Origin of the sequence: Bacteroides gallinarum DSM 18171 = JCM 13658, from assembly GCF_000374365.1 — a bacterium.
GTDB lineage: Bacteria > Bacteroidota > Bacteroidia > Bacteroidales > Bacteroidaceae > Bacteroides > Bacteroides gallinarum.
The window spans coordinates 14,611-30,484 of sequence record NZ_KB894117.1; the positions used below are offsets into that span (position 1 = coordinate 14,611).

General features: G+C 39.6%; 10 protein-coding genes. 8 read left to right on the top strand and 2 right to left on the bottom strand.

Annotation, left to right across the window (positions count from 1 at the left end; genetic code table 11):
- Positions 1–161 precede the first annotated feature (161 nt).
- Positions 162–491 (bottom strand): hypothetical protein, encoded by a 330-nt coding sequence (locus C233_RS23985; protein ID WP_128081912.1) that lies wholly within the window; start codon positions 489–491, stop codon positions 162–164.
- Between the two features lie 461 nt (positions 492–952).
- Entirely contained in the window at positions 953–2,158 is a 1,206-nt protein-coding gene (locus tag C233_RS0102900) for an ROK family transcriptional regulator (protein WP_018665987.1), read from the bottom strand.
- A gap of 272 nt (positions 2,159–2,430) precedes the next feature.
- Between C233_RS0102900 and C233_RS0102905 the strand changes: the two genes are divergently transcribed.
- The 8 genes from C233_RS0102905 to C233_RS0102940 are packed head-to-tail and all read left to right on the top strand — an operon-like array spanning position 2,431 to position 15,868.
- Complete coding sequence (locus C233_RS0102905; protein WP_018665988.1) at positions 2,431–3,348, top strand: dihydrodipicolinate synthase family protein; 918 nt, start codon at positions 2,431–2,433, stop codon at positions 3,346–3,348.
- 13 nt (positions 3,349–3,361) lie between these two features.
- Positions 3,362–4,552 (top strand): AGE family epimerase/isomerase, encoded by a 1,191-nt coding sequence (locus C233_RS0102910; RefSeq protein WP_018665989.1) that lies wholly within the window; start codon positions 3,362–3,364, stop codon positions 4,550–4,552.
- A gap of 6 nt (positions 4,553–4,558) precedes the next feature.
- Positions 4,559–7,546, top strand: a complete 2,988-nt coding sequence (locus C233_RS0102915) for a SusC/RagA family TonB-linked outer membrane protein (RefSeq protein ID WP_018665990.1) — start codon at positions 4,559–4,561, stop codon at positions 7,544–7,546.
- Positions 7,547–7,557: 11 nt separating this feature from the next.
- Positions 7,558–9,306 (top strand): RagB/SusD family nutrient uptake outer membrane protein, encoded by a 1,749-nt coding sequence (locus C233_RS0102920; RefSeq protein WP_018665991.1) that lies wholly within the window; start codon positions 7,558–7,560, stop codon positions 9,304–9,306.
- A gap of 36 nt (positions 9,307–9,342) precedes the next feature.
- Positions 9,343–11,004 carry a glycoside hydrolase family protein gene (locus C233_RS0102925; RefSeq protein ID WP_018665992.1) on the top strand — a complete coding sequence of 554 codons (1,662 nt, stop codon included), beginning with the start codon at positions 9,343–9,345 and terminating at the stop codon, positions 11,002–11,004.
- A 5-nt stretch (positions 11,005–11,009) separates the two neighbouring features.
- The gene (locus tag C233_RS0102930; protein WP_018665993.1) at positions 11,010–12,728 is read left to right on the top strand and encodes a glycoside hydrolase family protein; all 1,719 of its coding nucleotides are present in this window, start codon (positions 11,010–11,012) and stop codon (positions 12,726–12,728) included.
- 7 nt (positions 12,729–12,735) lie between these two features.
- A complete protein-coding gene (locus C233_RS0102935) occupies positions 12,736–14,289 on the top strand; it encodes a PKD domain-containing protein (protein WP_018665994.1) in 1,554 nt (517 codons plus the stop codon).
- Between the two features lie 58 nt (positions 14,290–14,347).
- Positions 14,348–15,868 (top strand): hypothetical protein, encoded by a 1,521-nt coding sequence (locus C233_RS0102940; RefSeq protein ID WP_026314707.1) that lies wholly within the window; start codon positions 14,348–14,350, stop codon positions 15,866–15,868.
- Positions 15,869–15,874: the final 6 nt, after the last annotated feature.

Consider the following 15,874-nt stretch of genomic DNA (forward strand, 5'->3'; position numbering starts at 1 on the left):
TTCAGCAATAAAACTGCAAAACTGCCTCTTGAAATTCTAATCCTACAGCAACACACCCAGACCGACCAAGGCATGAGTAACTTTGCCGGCTTTTGATCGAGCTGGTGCAGAGCATGATGTGCCGTAACCAAACACGATGTTTGGAACTTTCGTCAGCCCGATTACAACAAAGTAGGCAACCGCCAGTCGCGGTACACGCACTTTTGGCCCTTGGAATCAATGAACACTTCGACGTAGTGGTCAGCATACCCGTGCAGCCAATCTTTGTTTTGTTCGAACCATTCGGGAACAACATAGTCGGATGCTTGACCACTTGGAAGGAAGTATGATAGCACGCCACTTGTGATAGCTCCGAGTTGCGAGTTGCTCATGAACGAGAGCGACACCACTTTGGCGTTGTCCTCCCCACCCATCGTATGCCCATTTGCATCGAGTTTGGGGCGACCTATCACGTATTCATCCGAGGTGGAGGTTATCTGTATGTGGTACATACGGTGATCTTTCCGCGGCTCGTTGCGAAAACCTTGCAACCTTTGTTTGTCGTTATCGTAATAATATGAATAAATTAGCTTGTCTTCTTCGTTACAATACCTGGACGTGAATTGATTGTTGTCATCACTTTCATGTATTCCCTTATTGGGAATCCCCGAGGAACGATAGTATATTATGAATTTAAATTCAAACATTATGACAGATATAGATTTCACAAGAAAACTTGACGAATATAAAAATAAATCAGACGAAGAAGAAATCTTGCAGTTTCTCTCAGATTTCTGGAGTATTAAGCCTGATAGTAATGGTGTGTTCACTTTGGTAGCAAAGTACCAAAAGGCGAAAACAAGATTGTTTCATACTTTTAAACTCATCGGTTGGGGAACGGCCAGCACAAAGGGCGAGGCCGCCCGTCCCGACGAGTGTAAAAATTCAGTAAGCCGATGTAGCGAATCTGTTGTTATAGTACGGAGAGAGGTGTTAGTATACCTAAAAAATTATCTCTTGCTAATAAACATGCTCCAATGACTCCTGCTTTGTCTTTCAAATCTGAAATAATAATATTAACATCCTTGTTCACTAAGTTAAGGGTGTATTTTTTCACTGATGTTTTAAGTGGTTGTAAAAGATAATCATTAGCTTTTGATAATTCTCCCCCAACAATTATAAGCTCCGGATTTAGTAAGTTTATTATATTAGCTAGCTGCTTTCCTAATTTTCGTCCTATATCCTCTATCAAATCCAGGCATAACGGATCTTCATCATTATTTATTGCCGAAATGATATCATTTAATGTAATTGTCTCGAATTTTGATAATATAGAGCTTTTTCCTGATTTAATTTCTTCAATAAATCTTCTATATAATGCGGCACCGGATATTTCTGTTTCAAGGCACCCTTTTTTACCACAGTGGCAAAGAATTTCATTGTTATAGATTTGAAAATGCCCGAATTCTCCTGAAAAACCGGATTTTCCGGTAATAATTGTACCGTTAATCACAAAGGCCATCCCTATTCCCCAACTAATATTAACATATGATACGTTATTGTATTTGTTCATATTCCTTCTATATAGTTCTCCGTACAGCATGGCTCTTGTGTCATTTTCTATTGATACAGGATGACCTAATTTATCTTCAAGGACTTCACGTAATGAATCCTCAAGAAAGGAAAACAGGCTATAACTTCTCCCTTCAAATGGATTTACTCTACCAGAGATATTGAGATTGATTCCTAACAAACGGGTTGTATTGATGTTTGTTTTCTGGATGAAATTTTTTATATGCCAGCATAACTTAATTAGAGAATCGTTTGTGTTTCGTACGGGGTAATCTATGATTTCCTCCTGTAATATTTCTCCACAAAAATCCGATAATCCAATATTTATATTGTCTCTTTTTATATTAACCCCAATGAAAAAACCGGCTTGAGGATTTAAGGTGTACATTACCGGAGGTCTCCCTTCCGCTTTTTCCAGTTTACCTAAACTTATTATATATAGTTCTTCTTGTAGTTTGTTGATAATTTTAGTTGCAGTAGGAAGACTTATATCCAGATCCTTGGCTATCTGCGGTATGGTTATTGTTTTTTCTGAGACTAAATGGACAAGCACATCCCTTAATGTCTCTTTTCTGCATTTTATATTAATTTTATTTAGCTTATCCATAAAAAATGTATTTGTTGAATGCAAAGATATATATTATATAATAAATACAATCATAGAATAGCAAATATTACATTATTTAGTTATAATAATGTAAATAGTTTAATTAATATATTTATTAAATAAACGGTATTTCGCTATTTTTTATGTTATATATCATATTTTCCCTATTTAAAAAAAATAAATGCAACATCGTTGATAAAACACAATAAAGTTTTTTGGTCACTTTTGTTTAATCCTTCACTTTTGTTCCGTAATCATAAATAAAAAATGATATGGAAAAAATTGTTGGATTAATTGATGCGCCTTTTACTCCGTTTTACGAAAATGGAGAGGTAAATTACGAGCCGATTGAGGTTTATGCAAAAATGTTACAGAAGAACGGCCTTCGGGGAGTGTTCATTAACGGTTCTTCCGGCGAAGGGTATATGCTTACGGAAGAAGAACGTATGAAACTTGCCGAGCGTTGGGTTTCCGTAGCACCGGCGGATTTTAAGGTTATTGTCCACGTGGGCAGTTGTTGTGTCAAAGCGAGCCGTATGCTGGCAGAGCATGCGCAGAAGATTGGAGCCACAGCTATCGGGGCAATGGCACCTCCGTTCCCCAAAATCGGCCGTGTGGAAGAATTGGTGAAATACATCGAAGAGATTGCGGCAGGTGCTCCTGAGCTTCCTTTCTATTACTATCACATCCCCGCCTTCAATGGCGCTTTCCTGCCTATGGTCAAATTATTGGAAGCGGTCGACGGTCGGATACCCAATTTTGCCGGTATCAAATATACTTTTGAGAGTATGTATGAGTATAACCAGTGCCGACTTTATAAAGACGGCAAGTATGATATGCTTCACGGACAGGACGAAACGATTTTGCCTTGTCTTGCCATGGGTGGCGCACGAGGAGGAATTGGCGGTACTACCAATTACAATGGTAAAGAATTGGTTGGAATCATCGACGCTTGGAATGCAGGAGAACTTGAACTGGCACGTGAACGCCAGAACTTCTCACAGGAGGTCATCAATGTTATTTGCCGTTTCCGCGGGAATATCGTAGGTGGTAAACGTATAATGAAACTCATCGGACTCGATTTAGGCAAGAACCGGACTCCTTTCCAGAATATGACGGACGAAGAGGAAAAACGAATGAAAGCAGAACTCGAAGCTATCCATTTTTTTGAACGTTGCAACAAATTCTAAAACCTGATGAACAATGAATGTAACGGATTATTTAACCTCATGGTCGGTATCCTATCAGCATGATTTCACCGAGAACATTATGCCTTTTTGGATGAAGTACGGTCTCGACCGTAAGCATGGCGGAGTATATACCTGCATTGACCGTGAAGGCCGTTTGATAGATACCACTAAGTCTGTATGGTTTCAGGGACGCTTCGGGTTTATTGCAGCCTATGCCTACAATAATATGGAGCGGAATCCCGAATGGTTGGCCGCATCCAAGAGTTGCATAGACTTTATTGAGAAACACTGTTTCGATACCGACGGGCATATGTACTTCGAAGTTGCCGGAGACGGTACTCCATTGCGTAAACGCCGTTATGTCTTCTCCGAGTGCTTTGCCTCCATTGCCATGTCGGAGTACGCCATTGCTTCCGGAGATAAGGCATATGCCGAAAAAGCTTTGGCGCTTTTCAAACGTATACAGAAGTTCCTTTCCACCCCCGGTTTTCTGGAACCTAAGTATTTGCCTGCACTGCAAACCCGCGGACATTCCATAACGATGATTCTTATCAATACGGCATCCCGTGTCCGCGCTGCCATTTCCGATCCGATTCTTGACACGCAGATTGACGATTCGCTTACGGCTATTCGTAAGTATTTTATTCATCCCGAGTTCAAAGCCCTGCTTGAAACGGTAGGGCTGGGTGGAGAGTTTATCGATACTTGCAACGGACGCACTATCAATCCGGGGCATTGCATCGAGACAGCCTGGTTCATTCTGGAAGAAGCCCGTTACCGTAATTGGGACAAAGACCTGGTGCAAATGGCTCTTCAAATCCTCGACTGGTCTTGGGAATGGGGCTGGGATAAAGAATACGGCGGTATAATCAACTTCCGTGACTGCCGCCACTTTCCGGCACAGGACTATTCGCAGGATATGAAATTCTGGTGGCCTCAGACCGAGGCTATTATTGCCGCCCTCTATGCCTATCGGACAACTCATGATGAAAAGTACCTTGCCATGCACAAGCAGATAAGCGACTGGACATACGCTCATTTTCCCGATAAGGAATACGGTGAGTGGTACGGTTATCTGCACCGTGACGGTACAGTCGCTCAATCGGCGAAAGGCAACCTTTTCAAAGGACCTTTTCATATTCCTCGGATGATGATAAAAGGGAATATCCTTTGTAATGAAATTTTATCCACAAATTTATTTTAACAAATCATGAAAACACACTTTCTAGTTATAATTGCAATATTCATCCCTATTATAACTTTTGCTCAAGAACAAAGAAACATAACAGGAAAAGTTATTGATTCATTTAATGAGCCTATCATAGGAGCCTCAATTCTTGAAAAAGGAACAGTAAACGGGACTGTTACAGATTTGGATGGCAACTTTAATTTAACTGTATCTCCAAAAGCCACTCTTGTTTTCAGTTACATTGGTTATGAAACTCAAGAAATAGACATTGCTGGTAAATCTTTTCTTAAAATCATATTAAAAGAAGATACCGAACTGTTGGAGGAAGTGGTTGTTGTCGGTTATGGTGTTCAGAAAAAGTCAAGTATGACCGCTTCTGTAGCTTCTATTTCAAGTAAAGAAATTGTTAAACAAACTTCGTCTAATGTAGCCTCTGCATTACAGGGGCGCACTCCGGGTGTCGATGTGATTCAACAAGGAGGTATTGCCGGTGCAGATGTAAACATCGTTATTCGTGGTGCTGCAACATTCGGTTCAACCGAACCTCTGTATGTCATTGATGGTGCTTTCAGCAATGCCGGTCTTTCTTCCCTTAACCCTAATGACATTGAATCCATTGAAGTGTTGAAAGACGGTTCTGCTGCTGCGATTTACGGCTCTCGCGCAGCTAACGGTGTTGTTTTGATTACAACAAAAAAAGGTAAACAAGGAAAGCCGATTATTGAAATTGACGGTTCCTATGCTTTCCAAACTCCTACAAATATTCCTAATTTCTTGAATGCTTCTCAATGGCGTGAATTTGCCAATAAGGTAGCTGACAACAGTGGTCTTGCTCATGCTCCTGAAAATGATAATCCTACAAATCCTAATCAAAATACAGATTGGGCAAGAGAATGGATTCAGTATGCTCCAATGTGGAATTTGAATGCAGCTATTTCTGGTGGTGGTGAAAATGCAACATTCAATACAAGTCTTGGTTATCTGGATCAGACCGGTATGACTATCTATTCAGATTATAAACGCTATAATTTCCGTGTAAATTCTTCTTTCAAGAAGGGTATCTTCTCTTTACAGGAAAATTTAGCCATCACTCATCGTGATAAGACTCCTACAACCGCATTTAATATCTCACTTCCTACTCTTCCTATTTATGATGAACAAGGCCGTTTAGTTTCTGGTGGTGCAGATTATTACATCAATCCAGAAGATGGCCAGTCTCAAAATAAGATTGCTCCTCTTTATTATACAGACCGATACAATAAGGTTACTGACGTGATTGGATCATTAAGTGCTTCTCTGGATTTGTATAAAGGCTTGAAATATAAAATTACATTTAGTGGTAACTATAGTAATTCACATAACTATACCCATACTCCAGAATACTATTCTAAGTGGAACGAAGACGGTACTCCAGATACTGATTATGGAAATACACGTAACAGTATTTCAGAAAGCCGTGGAGAAGAATGGAACTATACTATTGATAACTTGCTTACTTATAATAATACTTTCGGCCGTCATACCATTGATGCGTTATTGGGTACCAGCTGGATGAGAGAATACTATCGTTCTATGAGTTTATCAACCATCAATGATTTAGGCGGTACAGAAATTACCGGTTTCTCAAATGTAGATGGAAAGATTTCGGCAGGTGATACAAATGCCGCACTTCTTTCATTCTTTGCGCGTTTCAACTATGATTATGATAACAGATACTTACTTTCATTGAGTGTTCGTCGTGATGAATCATCCAAGTTTGCCAAAGACTGTAGAGTTGGTTATTTCCCTTCAGTTTCTGCTGGTTGGAATGTACATCAGGAAAAATGGTTCAAGAATAAGGTAATGAGTAAATTGAAACTTCGTGCAAGTTACGGTGAACTTGGTGCTAACTTCCTTGATCCTTATAGTTTTGACAATATTGCTTTCGGCCCTATTCCTCATACATTTGGTGGCGTACGTTTTACCAATGGACGTGCTGCTTATTTGAAGACAGCTGATTTGAAATGGGAAACGGCTAAGACAGCTGATATTGGTTTGGAATTTGGTTTCTTAAATAATGAGTTGACTTTCCAGATTGACTATTTCTACAAGAAAAACGTTGATCTGTTGGCCCAGATTGATTTGAACCTTTCTTCAGGTCAGATTTTTGAGATCAACAGTTCAAGTGAAAAACCTTATGTAAATACAGCTTCTGTAGAAAATAAGGGTTGGGAGTTCATGGCAAACTATCGTAAACAGATTACAAAAGACTTCAGCATTGATGCAACATTCAACCTCAGTACATTGCAGAATAAGGTATTGGCACTAGGTGAAAATGTACAGCCTATCACTTCTGGAGCTATGTCAAGTTACTTCAATGACTCTCCTTCAATTACTATGCCGGGCCATCCTATCGGTTCTTTCTATGGTTATACCATTGATGGTTTTGATGCTGACGGTAATTTCATTTTTACAGATACAGACAAGAATGGTATAGTTAATGCAGAAGATAAAGTTATTATTGGTAATCCTATTCCTGATTTTGATTATGGTTTGAATTTATCAATGACTTATAAGGATTTTGACTTGACAATGTTCTTCCAGGGTGTATATGGCAATGATATATTTAATCAGATGAAATATACTTATTATTTCGACTATTCGAATAACTGCGTAACCGACGTATTAAATGCCTGGACCCCTGAAAATAAGAATACAGGTATTCCTGTTATGAAAACAGACAATACTCGTGGCGGTAACTCTTTACCAAGTACATTCTATATTGAGGATGGTTCTTATCTCCGACTGAAGAATTTCCAGATCGGTTATAATTTCCCAGAGAAGATTCTTAAGAAGATCGGTTTCAACCGTCTGCGTCTGTATGCTGGTATTCAGAATTTGTTCACCATTACTGGATATTCAGGATATGACCCTGAAGTAAGCTCAAATGCTTTGTTCTCTCGTGGTATAGACTCTTCTTCTTATCCTAATGCTAGAACATATACTTTTGGTTTTAACGCTTCATTCTAAATACTGATATTATGAAAATAAACAATAAAATAGCTATAGTTTTATTTGCCGGCAGCCTGATGTTTTCCGGTTGTAGCGATGTTTTTGATGAACTTGCCATCAACCCTAACCAGCCAAGTATGGGAGCATATTTTACCTCTCCTTCAGCTGTAAATGACGCCGTAGTGACAATGTACGGATATATCCAGACACAGCGTTGTTTGGGAGCTTCAGGCTCTAAAACCCAAATTATTCGTTCCGATGAAGCTTCTTCCAATTCGGATTATGCGAAGCCTGGTATGTTCGGTGCAGACCTGAATGCAAGTTACTATACAATCGAACAACCTTATACTCTTATGTATACCACAGCTTCACAAGCAAGCTTTATCATTGAAACAATTGATAATGTAGATTTTGGGAATCAACAGGAGTTAAAGAATGCCTATATCGGTGAAGCATATTTCTGGCGTGCCTTTGCACATTTCTATTTGCTTACCAACTATCGTCAGGTATCTCCTATCAGACACACGCCTCAGGATGCTTCCGATTATGTTCGCCCAACCGAAGTACCATCAAGCGTGTGGGATTTTATAATTGAGGATTTGAAGCAAGCTAAGGCATATCTTCCTAATAAAGGCTTTTGGGGTAGCGATGATGCTGGTCGTGTGACTAGAGCTTCAGCTGCGGCATTGCTTGGTAAAGCTTATCTCTATAGAAGTGGTATTGAACATTTCTATGGTTCTGAAACTACGACTTATTATTCAGAAGCTGCAAGCGAGTTTAATGAGATTATTAAGGGTACTTATGGTACATATGAACTTGCTCCGGAATACTCTTATAATTTTGACATTGCTCACGAAAATGATGCAAATCCAGAATCAATTCTAGAAATCAACTTCTTGGGTGACGTCGACAATGCAGGATTTAATCCGGGTACAGCAACTTCTGGTCTGGCTTTTGATTCACGTGGCCTTTTATTGCCGGGTGCAGGTGTTGGTTATGAAGGTGTAGTTCATAATTGGCTATATAATGAGTACGTTAACTCAATTGATAAGAACGGTTTCACAGATATTCGTATGTTCTCCACATTGATGTTTGATGACCGTAAACCGGAAATCAAGCTACATCAGGATGCGCAAGGCAATCCTATCCGTTTGGAAGGCCCAGGTGGAAAACATTGGGAAGATCTGTATCCTGAGGTTAATGGAAAAGAAGGTTTCCAGACTCAATCAAATACCTTGGCTTATCCGTTTAAAGCCGGAATAAAGAAAGGGGTTGATTTCTCCATGCCTATCCAAACAAATGCTGACGGAAGTGTAAAATTAACGGGTGTAGGTGCCGGAGTTAAGGAATACGTTTACAACCAACCTCGTGCAAACGGTATGAACTGGAGATATATCCGATATGCAGATGTTCTTTTAATGTATGCAGAAGCTGTCATTAATGGTGGTACACAGGGTGAAAAAACACCTTTGGAGGCAATCAATGAAGTTCGCCGTCGTGCAGATATGGCAGACCTGACCAATGTAACTATGGATGACATTAAACATGAAAGAATTCTTGAATTTGCATTGGAAGGCCATCGTTTCTATGACTTGTTACGTTGGGGTGAATTGTCCAGCCGTTTCAAACAGTTGCAGAACGAAGATCTGAACTTTAAGAAGTTTGTAAGTGAAACTGATTTCCAGGGATTCGTTACAAACAAACACGAATGGCTCCCTATTCCTATTAATGAAATGAACTCTAACCCTTATATAGAATCAAACAATCCAGGTTATTAATAATTTATGAAAACACAATATATTGTATCATCTTTAATGCTGGCATTTTGTTTCAATGCCGCTACTCAGGCTCAAACAAAAATATCAGCTAATGGGATAGAACTTCCTGCCCAATGGCCACCCCGTTATGAGGTGCCCGCTAAGGCTCAGGATATGCCGGTGCCATATTTGCAAAAAAAACCGGATGTTATACCGGTTAATGTGGGCAGACAGTTATTTGTTGACAATTTCCTGATTTCAGAAACAAATCTGGAGCAGGTTGCACATCAGCCTAATTTTTATGAGGGCAATCCGGTTCTTCAGCCTGATAAGGAATGGGAAAAAACTATCGAAGGTGCTCCTTATGCTTCTCCATTCAGCGATGGTATCTGGTATGATGAGAAAGATAAAAAATATAAAATGTGGTATCTGGCGGGAGCCGGTTCTATCCATAAACAGGATAAACAGACATTTTATACAGGATATGCTGAATCTGAGGATGGTAAACATTGGACAAAGCCTGTTCTTGATATTTATGAACAAACCAATATAGTAGACACATGCAATCGAGATGCAGCTACTATATGGCTGGATAAATTTGAGAAAAATCCGTCAAAGAGATACAAGATGTTCAACGTTGAACGTCGTCCTACTGACAGACGCTGGCAGTTTGTCCTTAAATACTCAGCCGATGGTATACACTGGTCTGATGGCGTAGCACAGTCTGGTGACCTTTATGACCGTTCATCTGCTTTCTATAATCCATTTAGAGGCGTATGGGCATTGAGTATGCGTTATGGTACTCCTGTTTCATCACGCTCCAGATCTTATCTTGAAAATGCAGACCCGGAACTTGCCGTAAGTTTTGCTCACAGAACGAACAGAACCACAGCTGATAAAAATATTGTATTCTGGTTTACCCCAAGTGATAAGGAGCCTCGCCATCCGAGGTTCCCAGAAGTAGATCCGGGTATTTACAATTTCGATGCAATTGCCTATGAAAGCATTATGCTGGGTATGTATAGTGTATGGCAAGGCCCTGAAAATAATGTTTGTGCCGAGCACGGAATTCAAAAGAAAAATGAAGTATTCCTGGGTTATAGCCGTGATGGATTCCATTTCTCTCGTCAGTCATTCAAACCTTTCATGGGCGTAAATGAAACAGAAGGAGCATGGAACTGGGGTAATATGCAGTCTATTAATGGTGTACCTTTAATTGTTGGTGATTCCCTTTATTTTTATTCCAGTGGACGTCGCTTGAATAAGATAATGTGGGATAGCTATACTTCTACAGGCCTTGCCATATTGCGTCGTGACGGTTTTGTCTCTATGCGTGCGGGTAAGGAGGAAGGATTCCTGACAACAGAGAAACTTTCTTTTGATGGTAAATACTTGTTCGTTAATGCTGATGTGAAGAATAAGAAAGCTTCTTTGGCCGTTGAAGTTTTGGACGAGAATGGAAATCCTATAGAAGGATTTACCCAGAAGGAATGTATTGCGCTTAAGAAAGTGGACAGTACAAAACAGCAAATTGTATGGAAAAAAAATAAGGATCTTTCTTCCCTCGCAGGAAAAAATATCCGTTTGAAATTCTATGTAAAGAATGCTGACTTATATGCATTCTGGATTTCTCCTTGGAAAAGCGGTGAGAGCCGTGGTTATACAGGTGGTGGAGGTCCTGGACTCTCTGCTGATGGCATTGATAAACCAATAAAATAGGTTAAATGAAACTGCTTAAATATTCATGCTTCATTATCGCTACAGTTGTTGCTTACAGCTGTAGTGACGATACTCCCAGCAATACGGAACCGGGAACACCGGAAAGCCTGACTCCTGGTGAACCTGAAGAACCGGAAGTTCCTTCTGATCCGAATTTGCTGTATAATGGTATTAAACTTCCTGAAGCATGGCCTCCGATTCGTTCCTATACATCAGATATAGAAAAAGGTATGTCACCTTTCTATTTGGAGACCAAGCCTGAAGTGATAAACATTTCAGTTGGAAGACAGTTCTTCGTGGATGATTTTCTTATTAAATCAACGACGTTGAAAAGAGTTTACCATTATCCGGAATTGTATGCTGGCAATCCTGTCTTAAAGGCTGATAAGACTTGGGAAATGACAGGAACAAAAGGAGCTTCATTTGCCGCACCTTTCAGTGATGGTGTATGGTATGATGAAAGTGAACAGAAGTTCAAGATGTGGTATATGGGTGGTGGAGGTTCCTATTCAGTTAATGGTGCCGGGGTCATGTGTTATGCAGAATCTACCGATGGTATTAACTGGACGAAACCGGAGTTATCCATTGTGAAAAAGACTAATATCGTAGATTATAATTCAGATCGTGATGCTTCTGTTGTTTGGATTGACAAGCAGGAAGAAAACAGCTCAAAACGTTATAAGATGTTTCTTGTTGAAAGGGTTGATTCCAAATGGAGATATACCTATAAAACTTCTGCTGATGGAAAGACATGGCGTGAAACGGCCAATTCAAAAGATATTGCAGACCGCTCAACGGTGTACAAGAATCCTTTCCGCAACAACTGGGTTTTCAGCATGAGACATAATGTGAGAATCAATGCTTCGAAGCTTGTTCGTGCCCGTGACTATAATGAAAATGACGATCCTGTTGCAGGAACTAAGAATGCAGAAGCAAAATTGGATGCATTCTGGTTTGGGCCCTGGCCAAATGAACTGCATCACCCATCTTATCCGGATGTAGTTCCTGCTATTTATAATTTGGATGCTACTCCTTATGAAAGTCTTATGCTCGGTTTCTTCTCAGTATGGGCTGGACCTGAAAATGATGTATGCGCCAGCGATAATGTAATAAAACGTAATCAGGTTATGGTTGGCTACAGTCGTGACGGATATAGCTGGTATCGAGAAGATATGAATCCTTTCATTCCTGTGAGTGAGAATGTTGCTGCCTGGAATGCAGGTAATGTACAGTCTGTAGCAGGTTCTCCGTTGATTGTAAATGACAAGTTGTATTTTTATGTCAGTGGCAGACGCCTTGAAAATGGTAATGAAATTACGACAACCGGTCTGGCTACATTAAGACGTGATGGATTTGCTTCAATGACAGGTAACGGAGAATTGACGACCAATAAACTTCAATTTGATGGCAAGTATTTCTTTGTCAATGCAAAGATTACCGGCTCGTTAAAAGTTGAGTTATTGAATAAGAATGGTGAGGTAATTAGTGGTTTCTCAAAAGATGATTGTAATCCGATAACAGGTGATAGTACTAAAAAACTCGTGACATGGTCTTCGAGCCAATCACTGGATTCTATCCAAGGAAAAAATATTATTGTTAAATTCTATCTTGATGGCGGTGACTTATATTCCTTCTGGATTTCTACAGATGAAGCCGGAACGAGTAAGGGATATACAGGTGGAGGTGGACCTGGTTTCAACGTTAACGGTCAAGATAAAAAATAAATGAGATATGAAAAAAATATTTTACTTCTTAACAATCGGTCTATTGTTGCTCTCTTCATGTAAAGATGACGATACCGTATATAACACCGCTGCAAGAGCAGCTTTTGAATATGTTGAAAATACGTATATGATTGGTGATGCCATTCAGTTTACAGATAAGTCTGTTCCTTCTGAAGGCAATACTATTGTGGCCTGGGAATGGAAGTTCGGTGATTCTGATGATAGTAAGTCTTCCGAACAGAATCCTTCCCATACGTACAATGCCAGTGGAACATTCACTATTACCTTGACAGTTACTGACAATAACGGTTTGAAAGCTAAGGCTTCTAAGGATATTACAATTTTGGATCCAGATAAATTAATTAATATTACCTGGCAATCTCCATTGTTGGGCGCAATTGAAAGTACGGTTTCTCCGGCTCTTTCCGCTGACGGTAAAACAGTGTACGCTATTGCTGACCAGTCTGCCGATAATGCTTATGACGTGCAGCTAAAGGCGTACGATGTAGCTTCCGGTGCTGTTAAATGGTCATTTAATGTAAATGATGCATTGGCTGCAAACAATTCAGGTGGTGGAGTAAGGTTGATTTATGCAAGTCCGGCTGTAGGAACCAATGGTGATATTTATGTTGTTGCACGTGACTTGAAAAATTCTGGAACAGCCCGTAAGTCATTCTTGTTTGCTGTATCTTCAAACGGCTCATTACATTGGACGTATGGATTTGGTATTGATGCTAACTTAAACTATGTAACACCTGCTGTTGATGCAAACGGTTATATCTATATAGGTCATACAACAAACTCTCCTTATGCTGTTACTGTCCTGAATCCATCTGATGGTTCGTTGGTTAAACAGATAAGTGTTCCCGTAGGTATTACTTCAGGTTTGTCTGTATCGAAAAATGGAGAAGTTTACTTCTGCTCTTCTTCTGCCGGCTTATATGGCTATGACATAAATAGTGGTTCACAGAAATTCAACTATAATCCATATACTGGTGTCAACAGTACTATTACAATAGATTCAGATGGTACCATCTATACTGTAGGTAAAACATCAGCGGGTGGTGCTGTTTGTGCAACTAATCCTGACGGAAGTGAAAAATGGAAAGTAGAACTTCCTTCTCCAGTCAATTATGGCGGTGCCGTTATTGGTGAAGACGGTACAATATATGCAACAGGCGGTAGTGTGATTGCTGACCAGGAAACTGGTGGTATTGTAGCATTGGACAAAGACGGTAATCTCAAATGGCATTTTGCAACTGCTGAAAGTGTAACAAACTGTGTACCTATGGTAGATAGCCGTGGATATATCCATTTTGTTACTGATGATGCGGTTTACTATATTGTTAAACCTGATGGAACGGCTTATGCTTCACTGAAAGTAGGAGAAAAATCAAATTCATCCCCGGTTATGAATGCAGACGGAAATGTTCTGCTGAGCGTGGAAACTGAAGCTGGTGTTTCTGCCGTATTGAACCTTTCTACAGGTGCTTCTTCTGTTGCTAATTCAGCATGGCCTATGAAAGGTCAGAACTGGCAGCGTACAGGTTTACAGAAATAAATTCTATAATATCTTGGTGGGGTAATTTACCTTACCAAGATATATAAACCTAATATCTATGAAATCATTGGTCCTTTTTATAATATCAAGTCTATTATTTTTTAATCCACTTTATTCAAGAGAGGGTAGAAATCTTTTGTTGGATAAATCTCTTGTTTCAGAAACTGATATGCAGTTTAAATATCATGTTCCTGCATATTATGCATTGAATCCGGTTTTAAAAGCTGACAAGGCATGGGAGTTTAATAAAAACGGAGATCCTTATGCAGCTCCTTTTAGTGGTGGGGTATGGTACGATGAATTATCCGGAAAATTTAAAATGTGGTATTCTGCCGGTGGAGGTAAGACAAACGGGCTTGTGACTTGTTATGCTGAATCAAATGATGGGAAGGTCTGGTTCAAGCCTTACTTGGATGTAGTACCAGGTACAAATATAGTTGATACAGTAGAACATGACTGTGTTTCTGTTTTGCTTGATAAATTTGAACAAAAGGCGGAAAGAAAGTATAAGATGTTTCTGGTTGCCTTCAATAATCCAGGCTCAGTAAGCATGAAACTGAAGTATTCTGCCGACGGTATTCATTGGAGTAGTACAAAGGCTGTGTCAGGTGAGTTATATGACAGGTGTGCCGTTTACTATGATCCTTTCATAGATAAATATGTATTATCTTTAAAGACAATAAATGGAGTTTATCGTCGTGCAAGGTGTTTCCTGGCTGATAAAGATCCTGAACTGGCGGTAAGTTTAGCCCATCGTACTTTTATTAATGGAGAAGATAAATTTATATGTTTCTGGTTCAATGCGGACGATGATGACCCCAGACATCCTTTGTTCCCGGATTTGCGTCCGCAGATTTATAATCATGAGGCCATGCCTTATGAAAATTTGCTGCTTGGCTATTTTTCAGTATGGCAAGGTCCGGAAAACAAAGAGTGCGTTGAGCTTAAGGTTCAGAAAAGGAATGAGATTCTTGTAGGATGGACGAAGGACAGTTTTAACTGGAATCGTGAGAATAAAAAGCCTTTTTTGCCTGTTGATGAAAGTCCTGAGGCTTGGAACGCAGGGAATATCCAGTCCGTAGCAGGTTGTCCGATTATAGTTGGTGATTCTCTTTATTTTTATATGAGCGGCAGATATAACAGTCGGCCTGTTCATCCGTCTAACTTTGCCACAGGATTAGCTACTTTGCGTCGTGATGGATTTGCTTCTTATCATTCAGATAAAAAAGAATGTTTTCTCAAAACAGTTGCATTTGAAGTCACCGGTTCTTATTTATTTGTAAATGCTGAAATTAAAGGTTCTTTATACGCTGAACTGTTGGATGCAAATTTAAATGTCATAAAAGGTTTCTCAAAACACGATTTCGAGGTTGTTAAAAAGAAAAACTCGACTAAGTTGCAGCTTCGTTGGAAAAATGCAGACATAAGTTCTTTAATAGGAAAAAAAATATCAATAAGGTTTTATACCAGAAATACGGATATTTATTCTTTCTGGTTCTCAAAAACAGAAAAAGGATTTAGTAGGGGATATACCGCAGGTGGTGGTCCTTTACTGTCTCCTACCGGTATAGACCAATAACTTAAA

Bases quoted from the DNA above. Each gene is read 5' to 3' on its own strand.
- C233_RS0102910 (WP_018665989.1), top strand. From the start codon at position 3,362: ATGAATGTAACGGATTATTTAACCTCATGGTCGGTATCCTATCAGCAT.
- C233_RS0102940 (WP_026314707.1), top strand. From the start codon at position 14,348: ATGAAATCATTGGTCCTTTTTATAATATCAAGTCTATTATTTTTTAAT.
- C233_RS0102935 (WP_018665994.1), top strand. From the start codon at position 12,736: ATGAAAAAAATATTTTACTTCTTAACAATCGGTCTATTGTTGCTCTCT.
- C233_RS0102900 (WP_018665987.1), bottom strand. From the start codon at position 2,158: ATGGATAAGCTAAATAAAATTAATATAAAATGCAGAAAAGAGACATTA.
- C233_RS0102930 (WP_018665993.1), top strand. From the start codon at position 11,010: ATGAAACTGCTTAAATATTCATGCTTCATTATCGCTACAGTTGTTGCT.
- C233_RS0102905 (WP_018665988.1), top strand. From the start codon at position 2,431: ATGGAAAAAATTGTTGGATTAATTGATGCGCCTTTTACTCCGTTTTAC.
- C233_RS0102920 (WP_018665991.1), top strand. From the start codon at position 7,558: ATGAAAATAAACAATAAAATAGCTATAGTTTTATTTGCCGGCAGCCTG.
- C233_RS0102925 (WP_018665992.1), top strand. From the start codon at position 9,343: ATGCTGGCATTTTGTTTCAATGCCGCTACTCAGGCTCAAACAAAAATA.
- C233_RS0102915 (WP_018665990.1), top strand. From the start codon at position 4,559: ATGAAAACACACTTTCTAGTTATAATTGCAATATTCATCCCTATTATA.
- C233_RS23985 (WP_128081912.1), bottom strand. From the start codon at position 491: ATGTACCACATACAGATAACCTCCACCTCGGATGAATACGTGATAGGT.